The 25,042-nt window shown below is 55.4% G+C and carries 17 protein-coding genes and 1 pseudogene; 4 read left to right on the top strand and 14 right to left on the bottom strand.

Going from position 1 to position 25,042, the window contains the following annotated elements; genetic code table 11:
- Window positions 1-19: 19 nt before the first annotated feature.
- From recD to rppH, 12 genes are all read right to left on the bottom strand, one after another.
- Window positions 20-1,840 (bottom strand): exodeoxyribonuclease V subunit alpha, encoded by a 1,821-nt coding sequence (recD, locus tag ACOQH0_RS18270; RefSeq protein WP_421510945.1) that lies wholly within the window; start codon window positions 1,838-1,840, stop codon window positions 20-22.
- On the bottom strand, window positions 1,837-5,379 hold the full coding sequence (recB, locus tag ACOQH0_RS18275; RefSeq protein ID WP_421510946.1) for an exodeoxyribonuclease V subunit beta: 3,543 nt from the start codon (window positions 5,377-5,379) through the stop codon (window positions 1,837-1,839). Before recB ends, recD begins: the two co-directional genes overlap by 4 nt.
- The gene (gene ptrA, locus ACOQH0_RS18280) at window positions 5,376-8,243 is read right to left on the bottom strand and encodes a pitrilysin (RefSeq protein WP_407586459.1); all 2,868 of its coding nucleotides are present in this window, start codon (window positions 8,241-8,243) and stop codon (window positions 5,376-5,378) included. Before ptrA ends, recB begins: the two co-directional genes overlap by 4 nt.
- 139 nt (window positions 8,244-8,382) lie before the next feature.
- Window positions 8,383-11,757 (bottom strand): exodeoxyribonuclease V subunit gamma, encoded by a 3,375-nt coding sequence (gene recC / locus ACOQH0_RS18285; protein ID WP_421510947.1) that lies wholly within the window; start codon window positions 11,755-11,757, stop codon window positions 8,383-8,385.
- Between the two features lie 12 nt (window positions 11,758-11,769).
- Window positions 11,770-12,093, bottom strand: a complete 324-nt coding sequence (locus ACOQH0_RS18290; RefSeq protein ID WP_325827931.1) for a prepilin-type N-terminal cleavage/methylation domain-containing protein — start codon at window positions 12,091-12,093, stop codon at window positions 11,770-11,772.
- Window positions 12,078-12,479 (bottom strand): DUF2509 family protein, encoded by a 402-nt coding sequence (locus tag ACOQH0_RS18295; protein ID WP_237844760.1) that lies wholly within the window; start codon window positions 12,477-12,479, stop codon window positions 12,078-12,080. Before ACOQH0_RS18295 ends, ACOQH0_RS18290 begins: the two co-directional genes overlap by 16 nt.
- Window positions 12,476-13,036, bottom strand: a complete 561-nt coding sequence (locus ACOQH0_RS18300; RefSeq protein ID WP_421510948.1) for a prepilin peptidase-dependent protein — start codon at window positions 13,034-13,036, stop codon at window positions 12,476-12,478. The genes ACOQH0_RS18295 and ACOQH0_RS18300 overlap by 4 nt, the downstream gene beginning before the upstream one ends.
- Window positions 13,027-13,491 carry a prepilin peptidase-dependent protein gene (locus ACOQH0_RS18305; protein ID WP_303569154.1) on the bottom strand — a complete coding sequence of 155 codons (465 nt, stop codon included), beginning with the start codon at window positions 13,489-13,491 and terminating at the stop codon, window positions 13,027-13,029. Before ACOQH0_RS18305 ends, ACOQH0_RS18300 begins: the two co-directional genes overlap by 10 nt.
- A 184-nt stretch (window positions 13,492-13,675) precedes the next feature.
- A complete protein-coding gene (gene thyA / locus ACOQH0_RS18310; RefSeq protein WP_089601150.1) occupies window positions 13,676-14,470 on the bottom strand; it encodes a thymidylate synthase in 795 nt (264 codons plus the stop codon).
- A 6-nt stretch (window positions 14,471-14,476) separates the two neighbouring features.
- Window positions 14,477-15,352 carry a prolipoprotein diacylglyceryl transferase gene (gene lgt / locus ACOQH0_RS18315; RefSeq protein ID WP_010435139.1) on the bottom strand — a complete coding sequence of 292 codons (876 nt, stop codon included), beginning with the start codon at window positions 15,350-15,352 and terminating at the stop codon, window positions 14,477-14,479.
- Window positions 15,353-15,556: 204 nt separating this feature from the next.
- A complete protein-coding gene (gene ptsP / locus ACOQH0_RS18320) occupies window positions 15,557-17,803 on the bottom strand; it encodes a phosphoenolpyruvate--protein phosphotransferase (protein ID WP_108416347.1) in 2,247 nt (748 codons plus the stop codon).
- A gap of 12 nt (window positions 17,804-17,815) precedes the next feature.
- Complete coding sequence (rppH, locus tag ACOQH0_RS18325; protein ID WP_089601146.1) at window positions 17,816-18,346, bottom strand: RNA pyrophosphohydrolase; 531 nt, start codon at window positions 18,344-18,346, stop codon at window positions 17,816-17,818.
- Window positions 18,347-18,800: 454 nt separating this feature from the next.
- Here rppH and ACOQH0_RS18330 point away from each other — a divergent pair.
- From ACOQH0_RS18330 to ACOQH0_RS18345, 4 genes and pseudogenes are all read left to right on the top strand, one after another.
- Window positions 18,801-18,875, top strand: a pseudogene (locus ACOQH0_RS18330) (hypothetical protein); the annotation flags it as partial.
- Between the two features lie 154 nt (window positions 18,876-19,029).
- Complete coding sequence (mutH, locus tag ACOQH0_RS18335) at window positions 19,030-19,722, top strand: DNA mismatch repair endonuclease MutH (protein ID WP_109081807.1); 693 nt, start codon at window positions 19,030-19,032, stop codon at window positions 19,720-19,722.
- A 129-nt stretch (window positions 19,723-19,851) separates the two neighbouring features.
- Window positions 19,852-20,070 carry a YgdI/YgdR family lipoprotein gene (locus tag ACOQH0_RS18340; RefSeq protein WP_010435144.1) on the top strand — a complete coding sequence of 73 codons (219 nt, stop codon included), beginning with the start codon at window positions 19,852-19,854 and terminating at the stop codon, window positions 20,068-20,070.
- A gap of 132 nt (window positions 20,071-20,202) precedes the next feature.
- Window positions 20,203-21,243 carry an NADP(H)-dependent aldo-keto reductase gene (locus ACOQH0_RS18345; RefSeq protein WP_421510949.1) on the top strand — a complete coding sequence of 347 codons (1,041 nt, stop codon included), beginning with the start codon at window positions 20,203-20,205 and terminating at the stop codon, window positions 21,241-21,243.
- 93 nt (window positions 21,244-21,336) lie between these two features.
- Here ACOQH0_RS18345 and lplT read toward each other — a convergent pair whose 3' ends face one another.
- The gene (gene lplT, locus ACOQH0_RS18350) at window positions 21,337-22,530 is read right to left on the bottom strand and encodes a lysophospholipid transporter LplT (RefSeq protein ID WP_126815946.1); all 1,194 of its coding nucleotides are present in this window, start codon (window positions 22,528-22,530) and stop codon (window positions 21,337-21,339) included.
- Complete coding sequence (aas, locus tag ACOQH0_RS18355) at window positions 22,523-24,682, bottom strand: bifunctional acyl-ACP--phospholipid O-acyltransferase/long-chain-fatty-acid--ACP ligase (protein ID WP_421510950.1); 2,160 nt, start codon at window positions 24,680-24,682, stop codon at window positions 22,523-22,525. Before aas ends, lplT begins: the two co-directional genes overlap by 8 nt.
- Window positions 24,683-25,042: the final 360 nt, after the last annotated feature.

Raw genomic sequence — 25,042 nt, forward strand, 5'->3', positions numbered from 1 at the left:
TCCGGTGAGGGCGTTTTACTTAGAGGGTCTCGAATATCGCACTTAAGCCGCTTCGACGTTCCGTTCGCGCGGCAATGGCCTGTACCAGAACGCGTTCATCGGTATAGAGCGACAGCCGCTGGCGCGCGCGGGTAATGGCGGTGTAAATCAGCTCTCGGGTGATGACGGGTGACAGCTGCGTAGGCAGGATCAGCGCCGCATGATTAAACTCAGAGCCCTGGGATTTGTGTACCGTCATCGCCCACGCCGTATCATGCTCGGGCAGACGGCTTGGCTGTACGGACTTCACGCTTCCCTCCGGCATCATGAACCAGACGCGCAGCCCCTGACCGCGATCGAGCGCAATTCCGATATCCCCGTTAAACAAGCCCAGCGCGCTGTCATTACGGGAGATCATTACCGGTCGCCCCTCATACCAGCGCGAATGCGGCAAACGGTTGATTTTACGCTTCTGCGCCAGTAGCTGTTCCAGCCTGTCGTTTAGCCCACTGACGCCAAACGGCCCCTCCCTCAGCGCACACAGGAGCTGATATTCACCGAACGCGGCAATGACCTGCTCCGGCGTATTCTGCTGTTGTACACAGGTCAGGAAGTACTGATATCCCTCCAGCGCGTCATCCAGCATCGCCTGATACTCTTCACTGCTTTGCAGCGATTTTTTCTCGATGTCGGTAAAGGTGCCGTCAAACACCCCGCGCGTGCTGTGCCGATCGCCGCGGTTTACCGCAGCAGCCAACTGGCCGATGCCGGAGTCGCTGCCGAAACGGTAACTTTTTTGCAGCAGGCACAGGCTGTCGCGCAGCGCCCCCGCTACCGGGGAGTTATTGGGTTCGAGCCCGCAGCCGGTCAGGCGTACCAGCTCCTGAGCACGCGCAGCGGTATAGCCAAAACTGGCGTAGGTGCAAATGTCCCCCAGCACCGCCCCGGCTTCTACAGAGGCAAGCTGATCGCGATCGCCAAGGAAAATAACCCGCGCGTGAGGCGGCAGCGCATCAATCAGCCGCGACATCATCGTCAGGTCGATCATTGAGGCTTCATCCACCACCAGCACGTCCAGATGCAGCGGGTTGCCGGCATGATATCGCAGCCGCTGGCTGCCCGGCTGTGCGCCAAGCAGACGGTGTAAGGTGCTGGCCTCATTGGGGAAAAGTGCAAGCTGCGCCTCGGTTAGCGGCAGTTTTTGCAGCGCCCCACCCAACGACTCCGTGAGTCGAGCCGCGGCTTTACCGGTAGGTGCGGCCAGCCGGATACGGCATTTCTGCTCGCCAGATAGCTGAATCAGCGCCGCGAGGAGTTTTGCCACCGTAGTGGTTTTCCCCGTGCCCGGGCCGCCAGAAATCACCGAAATCCGCCGCGTTAAGGCCACGGCCGCCGCCACTTTTTGCCAGTCGATGGCCTCACCCGAGCTAAACAGGCCATCCAGCGTTTGTCGAAGCTGCGCTTCATCACACGGAAGCGGGGCATTCGTTTCGCTGAAAAAGCGCGCCACCGTCAGCTCGTTGCGCCACAGGCGGTTAAGGTATAAACGCTCGCCGGTCAGGATCATCGGCGTTTGCGTTTCGGCCCCGCTGACGGCGGGAGAGCGGAGTAATACAGCCTGCCAGTCCACCGATTTCCCCAGCAGAACGAAACAGGACTGCAATGCCGCAGGCATTTGTTCATCTGGCACCAGACGCGAAAGCGGCAGGCAAACGTGCCCTTCTCCCGCGTCTTTGCTGAGGAGAGCGGCAGCGAGCATCACCTCCGGCTCCTCGCCCGCCACCATCATGGCGAACTGAACGTCAAGGGGGCGCAGCACGCGTTGTTCCACGGCTTCCAGCAATAGTTCCTGCATCGTCATGCCATCTCCTCCGTGGTTGTGGCAAACAACTCATCCATCTTTTCTATCAATGCCGCGTCCGGGCGTGTGCTGAAAATGCCGGAGTTGGGATCCGTAGCGTCCACCCCGCGCAGGAAGAGATAAATAACGCCGCCGAAATGATCTTCATAACGGTAATCGGCAATGCGGTGGCGCAGATAGCGATGCAGAGCCAGCGTATAAAGCTGATACTGCAAATCGTAGCGATGCTGCTGCATGGCTGATGCCATCGCGTCTTGCGTGTAGGCGTCGCTGCTGTCCCCCAGCCAGTTCGATTTGTAATCCAGCAGGTAGTAACGCCCTTCGTGGCGGAAAACCAGGTCGATAAAACCTTTTAACATCCCCTGTACCTGGCGGAAATTCAAGGGCGGGCAGCCAGCGGAAAGCGGATCGTACTCACGGAGCAACGCATCAAGCGCATCGGCTTTAAGCGGGCTGGCGATAGGAAGATAAAACTCCATTTCCACCTGTTTGTCTTTAGCGGTCAACTGGCTGAGCGAAATCCCCTGCTGCGTGAGCGGTGCCTGTAAAATCGCAGTGACCCAGTCGGTGAGGACGGGCTGCCATTTCTCGTCAAAGCCGCCGCTCTGGAGCATTTTCAGCACCCACTCCGTAGAAACCGGCTGGGTGAAATCCAGTTCTTCAAACAGGCTGTGTAAAAAGGTGCCGGGTGACGCGCCGCGTGGGAACTGATGCGGGGTCAGGGCAGACTCAGGGAGTACGTCTCCCACTCCGGCGGCATCCACATCAAGCTTCGGCATCAGATCCAGCGCAATACTCTGCCCATGCTGCTGTAAACCGGAGTAACTGGTTACGCGCCAGTCGTCAGCGAGAGTTCGCTGGATTTGCCGGGCATTCAGATCGGCAACAGGCTGCTCCGGCATCTGCCAGCGGCTGTTATCCGGCGATGAGGGAATATGCAGAGCAATATGGTCACCACACAGCGCCTCGATGCACTGGCGCAGGCCAGCCGCATCTTTTGGCTCTCCGAGCTGAATAAGACGTCCCAGCGCGCTTAAGTGGAAATCGGTCTCTCCTGACTTCTCACCACGGCGACGGAACAGCGGCGCAATACCCAGACTGCAGTGCCAGATCGAGCGGGTCAGCGCCACGTAGAGCAGGCGTAAATCCTCTGCCAGACGTTCAGCCTCCGCCAGCTCAACGCTGGATTCCGCTTTACTGAGATCGAGCACGGCTTCAAATGATTCACGGTCATGGTAGAAGGCCTGGTCCTGCACGCGATAGTTGGCGATAAACGGGAGCCAGACCAGCGGATACTCAAGACCTTTCGACTTGTGAATGGTGACGATCTGCACCAGATGCTTATCGCTTTCGAGGCGCATCTGCTGACTGGATGAATTGCTGTTCGGATCGGCAATCTGCTGTGACAGCCAGCGCACCAGCGCATGCTCGCTTTCGAGCTGCGTTCCCGCTTCCTGCAACAGCTCGCTGATATGCAGAATATCGGTCAGGCGGCGCTCGCCGCCTGCCGTGGCGAGCATATTCTCCGCAATCTGACGCTTCGCCATCAGCTCGCGCAGCATGGCCATTACGCCGCGTTTTTGCCAGCGTTCACGGTAGTGGGCAAACTCTTCAACGACATTATCCCAGGCTTCCTCGTCGTTGTTTAGCGCGTCAATATCACGGGCATTCAACCCCATTATTGCGCTGGCCAGGGCGCTGCGAAGCGTGCTTTCACGCTCGGGGGCCAACACGGCCTGCAGCAGCCATAGTATCTCCTGAGCTTCCAGAGTTTCAAAGACGCTGTCGCGATTCGAGAGATAGACGGACGGGATGTTGAGCAAGGTCAGCGCATCGCGGACCAGCGCCGCCTCATGGCGACTGCGCACCAGCACCGTAATATCGGATGCCTTGACGGGGTTCGCCTGCTCCCCTCGCCATAACACGGCTTCACCATGCGCTCCGGCACTCAGCCAGTCGCGGATCTGTGCGGCGCAGTGCTGCGCCATCGCACTTTGATAATCCCCAACGCCACAGCCTTCACCATCGAGTAGCCAAAGGTTCATGGCTGGCTGAATCACGCCATTGAACTCAAAGCGCAACGAGGCATTTTTTTCAGCAAACTTGACCGGCAGGAAAGGAATTTCACGGAACATAAACGCCGCGTCCATCTGCTTAAAGAGCGTGTTGACGCTTTCCACCATACCCGGAGCGGATCGCCAGTTAGTCTCTAAGGTGTAATGGGCTGCAACTTCGCTACGGGCCTTCATGTAGGTAAAAATGTCGGCACCACGGAAGGCGTAAATCGCCTGCTTCGGGTCACCGATCAACAGCAGCGCGGTGTCGGGCTGCTGACGCCAGATACGGCGGAAAATACGGTACTGCTGGGGGTCCGTATCCTGAAACTCATCGATCATCGCCACCGGAAAACGCGTGCGGATTGCCGCAGCGAGCGCTTCGCCATTTTCACTGCACAGCGCGGCGTCCAGACGGCTTAGCATATCGTCAAAGCCCAGCTCACCCCGACGGCGTTTTTCACGCGCCACGGCTTCACGGATTTCCGTCATGGCGCGGGTAATCATTAAGTCGTTAAGCGTTAACGGCTCAGCCAGTAGACTCTCGATGGCAACAAAAAGAGGATGCTCTGGCACGATGCCATCGGCTTTCGTCCGCTCGGTCAAAAAACGCTGGGAGAACTTTTCCAGAGCATCCGGAAGCTGATAGCCTCGCGTCTCTTCCTGTGCCCAGGTGCTGATCTTGTCGATCCATTTGCCCTGATTGCCGCGGTTAAATTTTTTCCTGTCAATACCGGAGTTTTCGAGGATCGAGGCAATTTCACCGACGGACGCATTCCACTTTTGCTTCAAGGTCGCAATTTGCGTGACGATCTTTTCATGGCGTGATGCGAGCGTTTCGTCCGCTGGCGGCGGTGATTTGATGACGGGCGCTTCTCCCTGGAGATAGCGATCGATAGCACGCAAAAGCTCTTCAGGGCCTTTCCACAACGCATGCACCGCTTCGGCGATGTCACGCTGCAGGGGGTAGCAGTGGCGACGCCAGAAATCTGCACAGGCCTGATAGCGAAGCTCAGACTCGTCTTCAATGAGCTGCTGTTCAAACAGCATGCCGGACTCAAACGCATTCAGGCTCAGCATGCGCTGGCAAAAACCGTGAATGGTGAAGACGGACGCTTCATCCATCTGCCGCTCGGCCAGAAGCAGCCATTGTGCGGCCTGCTGCTTGTCGGCAATCTCTTCCAGAAGACTGGCGTAAAGCGGGTTATCGGTGCTCTGTCGCAGGCAAGCGATGCGCAGCTCGTGAATATTGGCACGGATACGGCCACGCAGCTCGGCGGTAGCTGCTTCGGTGAAGGTCACCACCAGCAGCTCCTCCACGCTTAACGGACGTGGAAAAGCGGCAGTACCGCCAAGCCCTAAGAGCAGACGCAGATAGAGCGCGGCGATAGTGTAGGTTTTTCCCGTTCCCGCTGAGGCTTCAATCAATCGTTCACCCTGTAGAGGTAAACGTAAGGGATCAAGGGACTCAGCGGTATCGGTCATTCTTTCTTACTCCAGGGCATTGATTGCTGCAGCGCAGTGACGCTCTTCCAGATTTTCCAGCCTTTCGGGTTTACGTAATCCGTTTTGCCATTTTGGCTGCCGGAAACCTGAGACAGAATGGCGATCCCCTGCGGTTTAATCACCGCCTGATGGAAGAAGTCGGCAACCTTCTGAGGCGTCAGCTGTTTTATTTCGGCCACTACTTTATCACGCGAATCAAACTTCAGATTACCCCGATCAAAATCTTTGCTCAGTTGAGAAGCTTCCTCACCCAGCGTTTGCGGTGCCTGCATCACCTGCGCGATAACCGCCTGCTGGATCTGGGCAAACTCGTCTGGCTTCATGGCGCGCAGTTTTGCTTCCGCCTGCGGGAAGAAAGCCTGATAGCGCTGCCAGAGGTAGGCAGGCTGTTTATCACTGCTTTGCAGCAGGAAGCCAAGACCCCACTGACGGCCCACGTTCATGGAAAAGGCGAAGACCGCATAGCCAAGCTGCTCTTCGGTACGCAACTGGTTGTAGAACCATGGCTGGATGATTTGTCCGAGAACAGCACTCTGCGCAGAGCTGGCAAACTCATCATACCCGGTCGGAACAAACACGGCGGCCAGCGCGGAATCGGTGCTGCTACCCGCTTTTTCGAAAATCACATTCTGCTTTTTCTCAACCAGCACGTCCTGATTGCGACACCACTCGTCACCTTTTGAACCCAACTGTGTACGGACATTTTGCGCCAGCGTTTTGGCCTGATCCTCACTCATGTTGCCGACGATCAGGAACTCCGGACGCGTGTTGGTTTTCAGCCCGTCACGGTAAGCCAGCACGTCTTTTAAGGTGATCGAAGGCAACAGCGCGCGGCGGTCTTCTCGCTGGAAATAAGGAACTTGCGAAAGCATTTGCGCTGGCATAAGCGCCAGATCGTAAGCTTTGCCCTTCTCCGCAGAATCCATCATCTGCGCATACCACGATTTGGCCTGCTCAAGCTGCTCTTCCGTCGGCGTGTAGCTGAAATACCCTTCCAGCAGTGCCTGGAACAGCTGAGGCAAACGCTGGGTATAGCCGTTTGCATTGAGCATCAAACCGTTGTTGGCGTTGGTGGAGAAACTGATGCCGCCCACGGCCGCCTGGTTGCTAAGCTGATCGAGCGCAATCCCGGCGAGATAGTCATTGAGCGCGAACATCACCTGATTTTTAGCGCTATTCATCGCTTTCGGGTTACGCAGCACCACGCTGACATCGGCTTTTGGCTCGCTTGCGAAATAGCGGCTGGGGGTATACACCACGCGCAGCGTCGGCTCATCAATGATAAGCGCCGGATGAGGGTAATCTTTAGTCGTTTTGGTCAGCGAGAAGTCATCCGGAATATAAGGGTTCAGCTCCGGCAGCTTTAACGCAATCTCTCCGGCCTTCTTCTGCCAGTCGGCGAAGGTCTGCGCGCTTATTTTATCCACCTGATAGGGGGCATCGACAAAATATGCCGTCTTGTTATGCGGTTCGTTCGGGCTAATGTACCAGATGCGGGCATTCTCCGGCGTCATCATCGCCAGGCGGGCTTTTACCGCCTCGGCGTCATACCGGTCGGCAATATTGACCGCATCAAGGGTGTGTTCCACCGGCACGCGGATCATGGTGTCCGCCAGCCACTCAACGTAATCCATGTCGCGGGTAATGGACGGGTACCGGAAATCGAGATCCAGCACGTGGGCGAGTTCATCAAAGTAGCGCTTATCGACGCCTTTCTCGCGCAGTAAAGAGAGGTAGCTGAAAATCGCTGCTACCACTTCATCACGGTTTGCCAGCCCTTTGTCGGTCAGGGTGGCGGAGATCGCCAGCACGCCGCTATTGCCGTTCACAACCGGATCGGAATCGGCACGAATACCTTCCACCAGCCCCTGTTTTTGCAGCCAGTCAGAAAGCGTACCCGGGCTACGGTTCCCTATCAGGTAGGTCACGAGCTCATCGGTTTTACTGCGAAACTGTGCGGTGTTGTTATCGATGCGGAATTCCACGCGCAGCACTTTGCGCGGCAGCGCCGGCACGTAGTGGATAACGATCCCTTTTTGCGCGTCCGTGACCACCGGGACGTCTATCTGCGGCCGGTCGATATTTTTATTCGGCACCCGGCCAAACGTTTTAGCCGCCATGCCTGCCAGTTCTGGCAACGGTTTATTGCTGTAGATGACCGCTTTCATCAGGTTGGCGGAGTAGTATTTATCGCGGAACGCGTGCAGGGCATCAAGCACCGGGCTGTTCGGTTTGTCGCTTAACGTCTCCAGGTTACCGCCGGAGAAACGCGACCCCGGGTGCGCAGGGTTGATGGTTTCAGCGCTGACCTGGGCCATGCGCATACCGTCTCGCGTGCGGGCCATGGTCAGCTCGGCATTCACCGCATTGCGTTCACGATCGGCATACTTTTTATCCAGCAAGGGGGCGGCGATGGAATCTGCAAGGCGATCGACTGCGCCTTCCAGCGCATCATTTTCGACTTCAAGATAAAAAGCCGTGCGGTACGGTGCCGTGCTAGCATTGTGGCTGCCGCCATGCATTTTCAGAAATTCGGACAGGCTATCTGGCTGCGGGTATTTTTTTGACCCCATCAGGGTCATATGTTCCAGATAGTGTGCAAGCCCAGGATGAGCCTCAGGATCTTCCAGCGATCCAACCGGCACCACTAATGCCGAAAGGGATTTCACCGCCTGCGGATCGGAAACCAGCAGTACGGTCATGCCGTTATCAAGACGAATAGCCTGATATTGGCGGGTATCTTTTTCGCTTTTACGAATAGTTTCCTGAACGGGTTGCCAACCGGAGTCTGCCTGAGTGACGGGTACCCAGAGGGCGAAAAACAAAACAAACGCTTTAAACAAGGTGCTACCTCTTTATCACGGCTACATCATTAATACATTGCGTGCTGGCACGCCAACATCTTTTTATTGGGTACATCAGTCCGTGATAAGAAGTGCATCATAAATGAACACCTCATACTGCGCAATTTTTATACAGCGCTCAGGACTGATTAAATTTGAACAACGGTAACAGGTAGTGCTGTGCCTCTTCAGTGATCATGTCGAAGTATTCTGGCTCAAGCGTTCGCCACAAACGTTGATACCAGACATCTTCCCCTTCGCCACGCACCATCATGTTACCTTCGTAGGCCTGCACAAACTTATTCCGCGCTTTCTGCAGTGAAGCATCATCCGTTAACATGGCATCATTCTGCGCGTCATAACAGGCTTTTATCCACGCGCCACCGCTTTCGGGCAACAGGAGCAGAGGTTTATTCATTCCCCGGCGGTAACCGTCGATGTAAAGCGACAAATAACACAAAGCCTGCTCAGCCTCCATCGGCGGAAAACGCCATTCGCCCTCTTTGCGCACGAAAATTCGGCTTTCACCCATATTGCCGCCAGCACTGTAGACAAGATGTTCGAGCCAGAGTTGCAAACCCTGTGAAACGCTGAGGATCGAGGGCCGCCAGCGCAGCAGTCCGTCCGGCTGAACCTGCGTCAGCCAGCCGGTCAAATGGACACCGTTACAGTCAAGGTCGATTTCGATGCTTTTACCGGGTTGTCTGCACTCAATAACGCGTTCAGCAAGTGCCTTCATTTCCTGACACTGCGCCTCCCAGACAATCTCCCCGAATGCACCGTAAGGCAACTGACCCGCGGCACGGTAGCGGCGAAATAGAGTGGCAGCATCTTCCTGTTCGACCAGGGCATTCAGGAGCTGGAGATTCAGCTTGTAGCGCTCCAACCCATCCAGAATAAAGGGTTCGGCATCAGGAATTTCACTCTCTTCAGAACGGAAGTTGACCTGCAAACGCTGCTGGAAGAACGCGCGCACCGGGTGTGCCCAAAAACGCTGAAGCTGTTCGAAGGTCAACGTTTCCAGGGGGAGTTCATCCAGTTCCTGAATGAAATTGGTATGCGCCATCCCTTCTTTCTTCGCAGCCGGAAGCCACTCGCGCGCATAACTCTGGTGTTCATTGGCGACATAGTTCACCGGATCGAAAGGCATACGGCTGTGACAGAAGGTGATGTGGGCCTTCACCCGCTGCTCGCTCTCATCACAATTACGCGCTTCGTCTCCCGGCAAATAGTGGCTCTGCCCGATATAGTCCACCAGCTCCTGCACAAGAACCGACGGGAAACGTTCACTGTTGTCCTGAATCGACCGGCCGATGTAACTGATATACAGCTTGCTCTGCGCTGAAATAAGCGCTTCCAGGAATAGATAACGGTCGTCATCACGGCGGCTGCGGTCGCCCCGCTTCGGTTTAGGACTCATCAAGTCAAAGCCTAACGGCGGTAGTGCCCGAGGATAAATGCCGTCATTCATCCCGAGCAGACACACCACTTTGAACGGGATGGATCGCATCGGCATCAGGGTACAAATATTGACCGGCCCTGCCAGGAAACGCTGGCTAATACGCTCCTGATCGAGACGCAGGGTCAACTCATCACGCAGAAGCGACAAAGGCACCGCCTCTTGATAGTGCGAATTCACGCCCTCATCCACGATGGCCTGCCACTGCTTTTCAATGAGCGCCATCGCCGCTTCGGTTTCACTGTCCGGCAGGAAGAAATCCGTGAGCATTTCCCGGCACACCGGCAGCCAGGCGTCCAGCGGGCGCGGCTGCATCAGCTCCCGTCGCCAGCGGTTGAGCTGCATCAGCAACGAGGCTAAATGCCCGACCAGCTCCGCGATTAACCCGGTGGACTCGTCGTATGGCAGAACGTCATTCCATTCACCCTGGCTGCTCTCCATTGCGTACCCGAGCAGCATTCGCGTCAGGCCAAACTGCCAGGTGTGCTGCCCCGTTGGTGGGAGTTCAAACTCCTGCACGTTGTCGTCATCAATACCCCAGCGAACGCCGGATTCGTTTACCCACTGGCGAAGATAGCGTAGCCCCTCTTCATTAATGTTGAAACGGGCAGCCAGAACAGGGACATCCAGCAGCGCCAGCACATCTTCAGAGATAAACCGGCTGTCCGGCAGCGACAGCAGGGAGATAAATGCCTGCAAGGCCGGATGGGACTGACGTGCCCGACGGTCAGAAATGGCGTAAGGAAGGTATCGCTCCCCCGTCGCGCTGCCAAAAACGGCCTGAATAAAGGGGCTATAGCTGTCGATGTCTGCCACCATCACCACAATGTCGCGCGGCGTGAGCTCAGGATCGTCCTGTAGCATTGCCAGCAAGCGATCGTGCAGGATTTCCACCTCACGCTGTGGGCTATGGCAAACGTGAAGGGTAATACTCCGATCGTCAGGATCCAGCTTCCGTTTCCTGCCGCTGCGTTCAAACTCTTCTTCCGTCACGCCCATAACGGCCCGGTTTTCCAGATCCAGAATATCTAACTGAATGTTGTGCAGCAGGCTGTCAGATTCGATTTCGACAAAGGCGTCCACGTCCCCCTCGCCAGATGACGTAATGTCAGAAAGCATGTGAATGTAGTCACGTCCCAGCTTGCCCCATGAGGCCAGCAACGGATTCGGCAGGTTCTGAATGCCCTCTTCATCGAAAAGCTGCGCAGCTGTCGAGCTATCCTTGAACAAGGGCACGGAGCGGTCTTCAAAGAGACGTCGACGCTGCCGCGTGACCAGCCGTGAAAGCCAGCGCGCATCCTGGATATCACCCCAGTAGTGGCGGCAGGGATTCGTGAACAAAATATGGATATCAATGTGTTTACCCAGCGCTTTTAGCGCATCCAGATAGACCGGCGGCAAAGCCGAAATACCGCAGATAAACACGCGTGACGGCAGACGAGCCGGTCGCTCCGACGCATTTTCGAGTATCGAGATAAACCGTTGGTAAAGGTTTGCACGGTGCCACTTTGGTTGACCGAGCGCCTCAGTATGTTCCACCAGTGCTTTCCATAACGGTGCCTGCCAGACTTGTGCTTCCGGCAAGCCCTCCACCCGTTCACCCGCTTCCCAGGCTGTCAGCCATTCAGGCCGGTACACTAAATACTGGTCGTAGAGATCGGCCGTGCGCGATGCCAGTTGGAACAGCTTGCGCTTATCGGTATCGTCATTAAGGTAGTGGCGCAGCATGGCGAACGCATCGCCTGACAGCATATCGGGCAGCAGGGACATCAGCTTCCAGCTCATGCTCTGCTTGTTGAAGGCGCTCTGTTCAGGGATGTCGGGCAGTACGCGCACAAACATCTCCCAGATAAAACTCGCGGGCAGCGGGAAATCAATGTTTGCCGCTATGCCAAATTTCCGGGAAAGCGACATTTGCAGCCACTGCGCCATACCGGTGCTCTGCACCAGCACCATTTCAGGCTCAAAAGGATCGTCAAGCCGCTCGCGCTCAACGATAAATTCCATCAGTGCTTCCAGCACATCCAGACGATTTGAGTGGTAGACCCTTAACATAGACGCTCCCGACTACTGGCTAACCGGGCAATGCAGACGCGTCATCGCGCCGCGCCGCCCCAGAGGAGAAATAAGTGTAACCGTGATGCTGACACATCTGGCGTTCGTTGTCTGCCCCCGACTGGCCTGCCAGCCTTCGGGGAGAATGGGGGTTGAGAGCTGAGCCTGATTCCAGGCATGATGCCAAAGCTGACGATACTGGTTATACAGGGTAAATCGCGCCGCCAGTGCCCGATGATAACCCGACAGTGCCGTGACGATTATCACCAGCAGCATCATCGCCAGCAGAACCTCAACCAGGCTAAATCCTTTTTCTCTGTTTACGGCAACTGGCATAGCGCCTTCTCCTTAAGTGGACAAAAATCACTCCAGCCGTGGGGCAAAAAATGAATCTTCCCGTCGATTACCTCTCCTGCACGCCAGAGCAAAAGGTCATTGTTTCCGGCGATGAGCAAAACACGCGACTCGCTCAGCCGCCGCATGCATGCTCGCCACGTCGACGCCTTTTTGCATTGCACCCCAGGGGAGACCAGCCAATCCTGAACGCGCCCCCACTCAAGGGCTGATTGCGCAGATGCCTGCTGCTGGAGTGAACGGCTCTCGCCGCCAACGAGTGCGCTAAATGTAGTCAGTTGCTGATTAAGTCCCGTGAGGATCAGCGTGCCTAACACCAGTAAAAGCAGTACCAGCGCCAGCGAAGACATCCCGCGCTGACGGTTCACAAGTTATACCCCGTGACGCCATAAATAGCCTGGAAGGGCTCACCCTTTTCACCCTGACGAATGGCGGCCAGCTCGATATTCAACTCAGCCGCGAAACCGGCGTGTTCAACCTTATCGACCCTAAAGTGCTGGATCACCAGCCTGTTCGGGTCAGTGAGTTTTTCCCATCCTTTTCCTTCACAGGATGTCGCCCCACGCAGCGTTTCTAGCGCACCAGACTCAAGACGAAACCCTGTGCTGTCGTTTTCTGCTGCAGAGGCATCCCAGATGCCGTTACTGTTTGCATCCCACTGCACAATGACGCAGCTCCCCTGCCTTGCCGTCACCAGGCCTTGCCCTGGACAGTTACCCGCGCAATATCCCGCTCTCTGCAGCTGTTTGCCGAGGGCAAAAAGCCTTTGCCAGACCTCTTCTTCCACCTCCCGCTGACCGGACTGCAGTAATACCGCCCGCTGTAAACCCGGTAAAAAACGCGATGCGCTTATGAGCAAAAGGCTGCTGATAGCCGTGGCAATCAAGACCTCTGTAAGTGAGAAACCGTGCTGGTTCATTGACATCCCCCTCCCTCTGAAGCATTGCACATCCTGATGCGCCCTCCATTTGAGACAATAATCAGCCATTCTCCTGCACGGCTGTTCACACGTATCCGCCCCGCCCACGCTGTATCTCTTAATCCATAGAACCCTAATGAGGGTGTTAACTCACTTATGGTGACGTCAGCCCAAAGTGGAATCAGCACAAAGGCACTCTCCTTCACACAGCCTTGTACGACAGAACTCAACAGACAGATGCCAGCCTCATCCCGCTGAAGCGTAATGAGGTGGTCACGATTGTGCCGATTCGCATCATTGCGAAGAAACACCAGGTAGTCGCGTATCTGTACGGCGGTTTGCCAGAGCCGCTGCTGTCGTTGCCAACTGTCCCAGCCGTATAAACCCGTTGCGCTCAGGATCACGACCAGCGAAATGGCCACCAGGGTTTCGATAAGCGTAAAGCCGTTCTCTTTTTTCATGCCGGGAGTGTGGCGAAATACGGGAAAAGCAGCGAGGGGCAAATCAGGTTTTTACGAGCCGTCATCCAGTGAATGTCGACTGTTGCAGGACGTTGCAGCGTCTCTGGAAAACGGCTCGTAAAACAAATCGAGAACGAAAAAAAACCGGCGCTAAAAAGCACCGGTTGTGTGAGTATCTGCCGTATCAGATAGCGACGGGCGCTTTGATGCCGGGATGCGGGTCGTAACCCTCAATCTCAAAATCATCAAAGCGGTAATCGAAGATCGAGTCTGGTTTACGTTTGATAATCAGCTTCGGCAGCGTACGCGGTTCGCGAGTAAGCTGGAGATGCGTCTGCTCCATGTGGTTGCTGTAGAGATGGGTATCCCCACCCGTCCAGACGAAATCGCCCACGTCGAGATCGCACTGCTGCGCCATCATGTGAACTAACAGCGCATAGCTGGCGATGTTAAACGGCAGACCGAGGAACACGTCGCAAGAACGCTGATAAAGCTGGCAGGAGAGCTTGCCATCCGCCACATAGAACTGGAAGAACGCATGGCAGGGTGCCAGCGCCATTTTGTCCAGTTCACCCACATTCCAGGCGGAAACGATGATTCGGCGCGAATCCGGGTCGTTTTTCAGCTGGTTCATCACGGTGGTGATCTGGTCAATATGGCGACCGTCAGGCGTTGGCCATGCACGCCACTGCTTACCGTAAACCGGGCCCAGGTTGCCGTTTTCATCTGCCCATTCGTCCCAGATAGAGACGTTGTTTTCATGCAGATAGGCAACGTTGGTATCGCCTTGCAGGAACCAGAGCAGTTCATGAATGATCGAGCGCAGATGGCAGCGCTTCGTCGTCACCAGAGGGAAGCCTTCTTGCAGATTAAAGCGCATCTGGTGGCCAAAAATGGAGAGCGTACCGGTACCGGTGCGGTCATTTTTCGGCGTGCCCTCATCGAGCACTTTTTTCATCAATTCAAGATACTGTTTCATGGTTCCTCAGGAAATTTGTTGCTGTGGACGACGACGATACGCCCAAATCATCATAATGGCACCCGCGACAATCATCGGAATGGAGAGGATCTGCCCCATGCTGATGTACTGCACCCACTCGCCGGTGAACTGTGCATCCGGCTGACGGAAGAATTCAACGATGATGCGGAACGCACCGTAGCCGATCAGGAACAGACCGGAGACAGCCCCCATAGGACGCGGCTTGCGGATGAAGAGGTTCAGGATGATAAACAGCACCACACCTTCCAGCGCCAGCTCATAAAGCTGGGACATATGGCGCGGCAGAACACCGTAGGTATCGAAAATGGATTGCCACTCCGGATGCGATGGCAGCAGCGCGATATCCTCTGCACGAGAGCCCGGGAAGAGCATCGTATACGGCACGCTCGGGTCAACACGGCCCCACAGTTCGCCGTTGATAAAGTTACCCAGACGCCCCGCTCCCAGCCCGAATGGGATCAGTGGAGCAATAAAATCAGCCACCTGGAAGAAGTTGCGTTTGGTGCGTTTGGCGAAGATCACCATCACCAGGATCACACCAATCAGGCCACCGTGGAAGGACATTCCCCCATCCCAGACGCGGAACAGATAGAGCGGATCGTTGAGGAATACCGGGAAGTTATAGAACAGGACATAGCCAATACGCCCGCCCAGGAATACCCCGAGGAAGCCAGCATACAGCAGGTTCTCAACTTCGTTCTTCGTCCAGCCACTGCCGGGACGACCCGCGCGACGTCCTGCAAGCCACATCGCAAAAATGAAGCCCACCAGGTACATCAAACCGTACCAGTGCAGCGCGACAGGTCCTACTGAGAAAATAACCGGATCAAATTCCGGAAAATGCAGATAACCACTGTTCATCTGTCACCACAAGATGTTGTTATTCCGCTGAAAGTGGACAGCGGTAGAAATGCGCTTCTGCGTGTCGCAGAGGCTCCAAAGGTGCGAATCATAGCATAAGGCAGGCATGGAGGATGCGCCTGAGATGTAAAAGATGTGTATAGGGTATTGTGCGGCCTGATGCCCTCACCCCAGCCCTCTCCCACGGGGAGAGGAGGAAAGGCTTCAGCGGCCGCCGCGGATTAGGCCACCCATGCCGCGTCGTTCCATAAACGCCGCAACCTGGTGCCGTACTTCGGCTGCCATCTGTGCGTCCAGACTGCGTTCCGCCAACTCGCGGGCATCTTCTATTTCAATATGACGTAACAGATACTTCACGCGCGCGACAGAACGGCCGTTCATGGACAGGTGACGGAAGCCCAGGCCAATCAGGATGGCAACGCACATCGAATCGCCCGCCATTTCACCACACAGACGCAAATCAAGACCGTGCTGCTCCGCTTCACGGGCAATCATGGCGAGAGCCCGGAGCATTGCCGGATGCAGGCTGTCATAGATACTCGCGACGCGCGTGTTATTTCGATCAACGGCCAGTATGTACTGCGTTAAATCGTTGGTCCCGACGGAGATAAAATCAACGCGGTTTGCCAGCTGCGGCAGCATAAAGACCATCGACGGCACTTCGAGCATCACGCCAATACGTGGTTTAGGGATCGCATAGCCGATCATCTCTTCCACTTCGCGGCCCGCACGTTCGATCAAGCGTTTTGCTTCGTCGATCTCGTCAATGCTGGTGACCATCGGCAATAAAATGCTGAGGTTGCCCGTTGCCGCATTTGCACGCAGCATGGCACGAACCTGGATCAGGAAGATCTCCGGTTGGTCGAGCGTGATGCGGATCCCGCGCCAACCCAGACATGGGTTTTCTTCACTGATTGGCATGTACGGCAGTTGTTTATCTGCCCCGACGTCCAGCGTGCGCAGCGTGACCGGTTTGTCGTTAAACATCTGCAGCATCCCTTGATACTGCGCCACCTGCTCCTCTTCTGACGGGAAGCCGCTTTGCAGCATGAACGGGATTTCAGTGCGGTATAAGCCGATACCGTCGATGCGGCTGCCGAGCTTCTCTTCGTGCTCGGGGCTTAACCCGGCGTTGAGCATGACTTTGATCCGCTCACCGCTTTTGAGCTGCGCGGGCAGGTTGACGTCATCTTCTGCCAGCTTGCTTAATTCATTCTCTTCACTAATGAGACGCTGGTATTCCTGCAGCAGTACGGGCTCAGGATCGACCAGCAGTTCACCGCGATAGCCATCCACCACCAGCGTGCGGCGGTGGAGCACCGAGGGCTGGATATCGGCCCCCATGACGGTTGGAATACCGAGCGCGCGCACCATGATGGCAGCATGAGAGTTGGCGGCACCATCGCGCACCACGACCCCAGCGAGCCTGTCTTGCGGTAGCTCTGCCAGCGTCGTCGCTGAAAGTTCATCTGCTACCAGCACAAACCGTTTTGGCCAGGCATTCGCGCCCTGAATGGTGTCATCAAGATGGAACAGCAAACGCTGCCCCAGCGCGCGTAAATCCCCGGCACGCTCCTTCAAATAACCATCGGTCAGTGCCGCAAACTGCTCGGCAAATTTTTCAATGACTTTTTTAACGGCCCATTCGGCCACCGAACCTTTATCCACTTCCGCGAAAAGCTCACGGCGCAGACGCGCATCAGAAAGCAGGTGCGAATAGAGGTCAAAGATCGCCGCCGTCTCTTTTTGCGCACCCGCAGCAAAGCGTTTGCTGTAGCGGCGAAATTCGTTGGAAGCTTCTTCCAGTGCAGCGGTAAGACGCTCGCGCTCGAGCGCTTCATCAAGCGTCGAGGCCTCGTAAACCTGCTCCATCAGCGGCAACGTGGCGTCCATCCAGCCTTCGGCAATTGCCACACCCGGTGACGCCGGGAGCGCACGTATGCGCGTGTGACGATACTGGCCAAACAGGGCAGCAAGCTGAGACTGAGAGAGGATGGCGGCCATCTGCGTGGCGAGCGTCACAAGGAATGACTCTTCGCTTTCATCGTACTGGCGCAGTTCCCGCTGCTGAACAACGAGAACGCCAAGCAGCTGACGACGCTGGATAATCGGCACGCCCAGGAAGGCGCGGAAGCGCTCTTCTTTTACGGAAGGAATATATTTGAAGCTAGGGTGTTTTTGCGCATCAGCAAGGTTAATGGGTTCGGCCAGACGACCAACCAGCCCAACAATACCTTCATCAAAAGCGAGCGTAACGGTGCGGCCTCGTGGTTTTTTCAAACCACGAGTCGCCATCAGGTAATAGCAACGCCGGTCATGGTCGGCCAGATACACCGAACAAACTTCGGTTTCCATCGCCAGACAGATATCAGTCACCAGAATATTCAGCGCCTCGTTCAGGCGAGGCGCACTGGCGACCTTCTCGACTATTTCGCGCAAGCGGGTGAGCATGATTTGCGTAGCTTAACCTCTTTTACGTCGCCAGGCAGGTGCGCTTTGCGGCTTAGGCGGGATCTCCTGAAGCTGCATGACAACACTTGCGAACTCTTTCATCACCCTACGGTAAACATCGCGCTTAAATGACACGACCTGACGAACAGGATACCAATAGCTCACCCAACGCCAGCCATCAAACTCCGGCGTACTGCTGGTTTGCATATTGATATCTGAATCGTTGCCCACCAACTGCAGAAGAAACCACTTCTGTTTCTGGCCGATACAAACCGGCTTTGTGTCCCAACGCACCAAACGTTTCGGTAACTTGTAACGCAACCAGTTGCGGGTCGAAGCCAGGATGCGAACATCTTTTCGGCTTAAACCGACCTCTTCAAACAGCTCCCGGTACATCGCTTGTTCTGGGGACTCTCCTGGATTGATCCCGCCTTGCGGGAATTGCCAGGAGTGCTGACCATATCGACGGGCCCACATGACCTGACCCAGACGATTACAAATTACTATTCCTACGTTCGGGCGGTAGCCATCGTCATCAATCACCGGACTACCCCAAACTAAACCTTATATATGAATGATTGTTTCACACTACAGGGAGGCGGTAAACCACTCTCTTACAGGCTTGCAACCTAATAACATTTGAATAACTCACAAATATGTGGGGAGTTATAAACAGATGAGGGACCGTAAGGGCAATTTTATTCACCTTTTCTGTGGATATAGTTGTGAAGAAGTATGGAATTACCGATGAACAACCTGAATCGTCGTTTAGAGCCGCTGACACCGCTCATTATAAAAAATACTATATTTCATTATGTTATACCTTTAATTATTGATGCCAGGACTGATAACGTGACGATCATCACATCAGCGATCGTTGTACTGATGAAAGATCGAACAGCGTCGGTTTTATCCACAGATTGTGCCAATAAGTTAGGCACAATTTGTCTGAAAATTCGATTTTCGTCGCACGTCAAGGCTGTAAATCGAAACAGTAGTGTGGGTTATTCCCAGTTATCCCACTTTTCTGTGGATAACAGGGTGTAAGATCCTGTTTATTGTCAGTGACCAGATTTGAACAACCTGTTTTTAGCCGCGGCCATAATAATTTTCCAGTAGTAAAAAAACCTATAAATCATATACATGGATTATTCGTACAGAAAACGGTAGACTCTATCCACAAGGGATAATTTCTTAGTTTATTTTTTAATCAGAAGGTTACCGTCATGCTTCCGCTTGCTCCCTTGCTTACTCCCCCCTCCAGCGAAACCGAGTTGCTGACTCAGGCGCAGCGCCTGGCAGGCTATTCGCTTGGCGATCTGGCGGCAATGGCGGGCCTACCGATCCCTGACGATCTGAAAAGAGACAAGGGCTGGATCGGCATGCTGCTGGAACTGTGGTTAGGTGCCAGCGCGGGCAGTAAGCCTGAACAAGATTTCGCCGCACTGGGCGTGGAGTTAAAAACGATCCCCATCGACAGGCAGGGAAGACCGCTGGAAACCACGTTTGTCTGCGTGGCGCCGTTGACCGGCAATACCGGCGTAACCTGGGAAACCAGCCACGTACGTCATAAACTGAAACGCGTACTGTGGGTTCCGGTGGAAGGTGAACGGCAGATCCCGCTAGCCGAACGGCGGGTGGGCGCGCCGCTGCTCTGGAGCCCTGATGAAGACGAAGAGCAGCAGTTGCGTCTGGACTGGGAAGAGCTAATGGACATGATCGTCCTTGGGCAGGTTGAGCGCATCACCGCCCGTCATGGTGAGGTGTTGCAGCTGCGTCCAAAGGCGGCCAACAGCAAGGCCCTTACCGAAGCGATCGGCGCTCATGGCGAGCCGATCCTGACGTTGCCTCGCGGCTTTTATCTCAAAAAGAATTTCACTGGCACGCTGCTCGCACGCCATTTTTTACTAAAAACGTAGGTTTTTAACGAATTTTGCGAGCTATCAAACATAATCACCTGGTTTTTAAGATTTTACTACTTCCTGCTTTCGTCATATCAGGTTATTACTACACTATGATTTAATACAAGCCAGGTGAGGACGATAACGATGAAAAAATGGGCAGTGTTAATTTCTGCAGTCGGGTTGGCGTTTGCGGTATCAGGCTGTAGCAGTGATTATGTTATGTCTACAAAAGATGGTCGGATGATCCTGACCGATGGTAAACCCGAAGTCGACGACGATACCGGGCTGGTGAGTTACCGCGACCCGGCAGGGAATAAAATGCAGATTAACCGCGACGAAGTCTCGCAAATTATCGAGCGCTAAACCCGTTAAAGGTCAGTCGCTTGCTGGCCTTTTTGATTTTTCCCTTCCCCTTTTGCTTCCCCTCTGCCATGTTTATATTCCTTTGTCGGGAAGTTCCTGACGCGTCCGTATGTTTAATGAAGGAAGCCGGCTATGCATTATCACCGTATCCCCCATAGCGCTCTGGAGATAAGCCAACTGGGGTTGGGCACGATGACATTTGGTGAACAAAACAGCGAAGCCGATGCCCATGCACAACTCGATTACGCCGTCAGCCAGGGTATTAACCTGATTGACGTCGCAGAGATGTACCCTGTTCCTCCCCGTCCGGAAACGCAGGGGCTGACTGAAACTTATGTGGGAAACTGGCTGGCAAAACGCGGCAATCGCGAAAAGCTCGTTATCGCCTCAAAAGTCAGCGGCCCCTCTCGTAATAACGATGCCGGGATCCGCCCAAACCAGATCCTCGATCGTAAGAATATTCGCGCCGCGCTGGATGCCAGCCTGAAGCGTCTGCAAACCGACTATCTCGACCTCTACCAGGTACACTGGCCGCAGCGTCCGACTAACTGCTTTGGCAAGCTCGGCTACAGCTGGAACGAGAGCGCGCCCGCCGTTACGCTGCTGGAAACACTGGAAGCGCTGACCGAGTGCCAGCGCGCGGGGAAAATCCGCTACATCGGCGTGTCTAACGAAACGGCATTTGGCGTGATGCGTTATCTGCACCTTGCCGATAAACACGATCTCCCGCGCATCGTCACCATCCAGAACCCGTACAGCCTGCTTAACCGCAGCTATGAGGTTGGTCTGGCGGAAGTGACACAGTATGAAGAGGTGGAGCTGCTGGCCTATTCCTGTCTCGGCTTCGGCACGCTGACGGGCAAATACCTGAACGGCGCGAAGCCTGCCGGGGCGCGTAACACGCTCTTCAGCCGCTTTACCCGCTACAGCGGTGAGCAAACGCAGAAAGCCGTTGCGGCCTATGTGGATATCGCGAAGCGTCACGGTCTTGACCCTGCGCATATGGCGCTAGCCTTCGTGCGACGTCAGCCGTTTGTTGCCAGCACCCTGCTGGGCGCAACCACTATGGAACAGTTGAAAACCAATATTGAGAGTTTCAATCTGAACCTGAGTGAAGAGGTGTTAGCGGAGATTGAAGCGGTGCATCAGGTTTATACTTATCCTGCACCGTAATAAAAGCAAAACGGCAACACACGTTGCCGTTTTTAGGGTTTGCCCCCTCTCCCTGTGGGAGAGGGCCGGGGTGAGGGCATCAGGCCGCACTTATCAACGCCGACGCTGCCAGATCCATAATCCCGTAATCGCCAGCGCAAACAGCGCGCCAAACCCGACGCCAATGGCCACCACCGGCACACCCACTTTGACCGCCAGCGAATAAAGGCCCAGCATCAGCAGCATCGCTACGTTTTCGCCAAGGTTTTGCACGGCAATGGCATTTCCGGCCCCCACGGTCTGCTTTCCGCGCTCCTGCAAAAGCGCATTCAGCGGCACCACAAAGAAACCACCCAGTATACCAATCAGGATAAGCAGCACGTACGCTGGCAACAACGCATGCTGAAGCGAGAAGAACAGCACGCCGACACCGATTAAAATCCCTGCAGGCATACAGCGCGCAACGGTCTCAAGCGTGACCAGTTTCGCCGCCGCCCCTGCCCCGACGACAATCCCAACGGCGACCATTGCATTCAGGTAGGTTGGCGTTGCGTTGTCGGTGATCCCCAGCGCCATCGGTACCCACAGCACCAGCAGGAAACGTAGCGTGACGCCCGCCCCCCAGAACATGCTGGTTCCCATCAATGAGAAACGCGTTTCACCGTTGCGCCACAGTACGCGGCAGGCGTTAAAGAAGCTGCCGGTCATCGGCCCGAAACGCCAGGACTGACCCGGACGCGCCACCGGCAGTCTGGGAATAAACAGGTTCGCGACAACCGCCCCGCCGTACACCACCGCACAAACGCCCAGAGCCGCCAGCACATGCCAGTCCGCCAGTACACCGCCCGCCACGGACCCGAGCAAAATCGCCGCGATGGTAGAGGACTCCATCAGACCATTGGCTTTAACCAGCTTATCGCCCGTCGTCAGCTCGCCCAGGATGCCATACTTCGCCGGAGAGTAAGATGCCGCGCCAATGCCTACCAGCGTATAGCCGATAAACGGGTTGATACCAAAGCAGATACTTGCCGCACCCAACAGCTTCAGGCCGTTGGCGAACATCATCACCCGACCTTTAGGGAAGCTGTCCGCCACCTGCCCAACAAACGGCGCGAAAATAATGTAAGCACCCACAAACACCATCTGGAGGATAGGCTGGCTCCAGTCGGGGTAAAACTCGGCCTTGAGCAACGCCAGCGTGGCAAACAACAGCGCGTTATCACCGAACGCAGAGAGAAACTGCGCGGCGATAACCGCCATCATGCCCTTCGACCGGAGTGAGTTGTTAGCCTGTGCTGACTCATGCATTTTGCTGTTCCGCCTCTTCCACCATGCCCTTGAGGGTCACGAAATCGGGCTTACCGCTGCCCAGCACCGGAAGCTGTTTGAGGTAGCGAATATCACGCGGCACGGCCAGTTCAGGGATACCATGCTCGCGCGCATGCTTAAGCAACGCGTCACGCTTAAGCTCACTGTCCGTGGTGAAGAGCACCAGCGCCTCACCTTTATTCGCATCGCTCTTCACAACCGTGGCGTGCAGTTTGTCAGCGGAGACCGCTGTTGCCAGCATCTCCACCATTTCAAGGGAGACCATTTCGCCCGCAATTTTAGCGAAGCGTTTTGCACGTCCCTGGATCTGCACGAAGCCCTGCTCGTCGAAGCGTACAATATCACCCGTGTCGTACCAGCCGGTCTCAACCTCCCCGTTGACGTTTTCCGCCGTTGGCGCTTCGAGCACGCCTGGGTTTTCTACGCGAAGATAGCCGTTCATCACGTTGGGTCCTTTCAGCTGCAGGCGCCCCCCCTCTTCAATCCCCGGTACCGCCAGCAGGCGCGCATCCATCCCCGGAAGAATGCGGCCAACCGTCCCCGGTTTCGCCGCCATCGGCACGTTGATAGAGACCACCGGCGCGCACTCCGTGACGCCGTAGCCTTCCAGAATGCGCAGGCCAAACTTGTCCTGCCAAATCTGCCGCGTGCTGTCCTGCAGTTTTTCCGCACCGGCAACCACGTAGCGCACGCGGAAGAAATCATACGGATTGGCGAAGCGCGCATAGTTGCCAAGGAACGTTGACGTGCCGAACAGCACGGTACAATTACGGTCATAAACCAGCTCCGGCACAATGCGGTAGTGCAGCGGGCTTGGGTAGAGGAATACTTCGGCACCGGTGAGCAGCGGCGTAAAGAGACCGACGGTCAGGCCGAAAGAGTGGAACAGCGGCAGCGCGGACATAAAGCGATCGTTAGCGGTAAAGTCGGCAATCGTTTTGATCTGCTCAACGTTCGCCAGAATGCTTTTGTGGCTGTGGACGACGCCTTTCGGGTTGCCCTCAGAGCCGGAGGTGAAAAGGATAATCGCATCATCTTCCGGCTGCTGTTTGACCTGCGCCAGGCGAGGCGCGAGCAGGTGAGCAAAAATCCACAGCTTGTCGAGCGTCGTGACGTCCGCTCTCAGATCTTCCAGGAAGACCCAGCGTACCTGGGTAAGCTGCTCCGGCAGGTGCCAGAGCTTGCCTTTTTCCAGGAACTGACGGGAAGTAAAGACGGTATTAATCTGGGCAGCAGTGATGGCGCTGGTAAGCCCTTTCACACCCGCCGTGTAGTTCATCATCGCCGGAATACGCCCGCGAGAAACGGCACCAAAAATCACCGCCGCGCTGATCCCGGCGTTAGGCAGCATCAGGCCAATTTTTTCGCCCCGCTTGCTGTACTTCTCAAGAATACGGCCCACGAACAGGGTTTTGGTCAGCAGTTTGCGATAGGTGTCCGGGGTGAAGTTGATGTCTTCAATGCAGTTTTTCTTCGCGCCGTAGCGGTACTGCGCCGACAGCAGAGATTCGTACAACGTCTCGCGCGGACGGACGGCCATGCGCGCTTCCATCATTATCTGATGGAGCATTTCACCGGCGATTTTACGACGATCGCGCGCGCGCGGCGCTTCCGGCATAGGGAGCGTTGTGGGCGGCAGAATATGCAGGGTAATCTTGGGGAACATGCGCTGCTTCACTAACCCCTTCAGGCGGCTGAAATAGGTCAGTTCTGCTCCATCAATGCGCAGCGGCACCACGGTGGCCTGTGACTTCGCCGCGACAAAACCGGCCCCGTCATAAATTTTCATCAGCGAACCGGTCACGGAAATTCTCCCCTCGGGAAAAATGACCACCGGACGCCCCTGCTCAACCAGACGCACCAGATGTTTGATCATCATCGGTTTTGTTGGGTCGAGCGGGACAAAATCAATCAGCGGCGCCAGCCAGCGCATGTACCATTTTTGGCTGATGGAGCTGTAGACCGCAAAGACTGGCCGCACGGGTAAAAACAGCGCCAGCAATATGCCATCAAGAAAAGAAACGTGGTTCGGCGTGATAAGAACACGTTCGCCATAAAGTGCCTGCGCATCGCCCGTGACGCGGAGACGGAAGAGAATACGGAACAGTGTGCGGAAGAACCCAAAAAGCATTTCAACTCCCTTTGCCAGCCAGAATGAAGGGTTGATAGTAAATGGTGGCAGATTACACGAGAAGTGGGGAGGGAGCGACAGCAAAAACGGAGGCGAAAAAAAACCTGCGCATCCGCGCAGGTTGGTGCAAGAGATGAGTACGAAACCGTACTAAGAATTCTCACCAATCAATACCTCTGGGATCTTGATTGTGGCCGTTCACCCGGCGCTTCGCCAGTGAGAAAACGCAAGGGAATGAGCCTAAGTGCAACCAGGTGTGTATATTCTCTTTTGCTGTTACAGGTTGAACTTACAGGCAAAAAAAACCTGCGTATAAACGCAGGTTGGTGTAAATCGTGTTAATCAACCGGAGTTGATTCC

The sequence above is a fragment of the Enterobacter sp. JS8-1 genome (genome assembly GCF_049187015.1).
Classification (GTDB): Bacteria; Pseudomonadota; Gammaproteobacteria; order Enterobacterales; family Enterobacteriaceae; genus Enterobacter; species Enterobacter mori.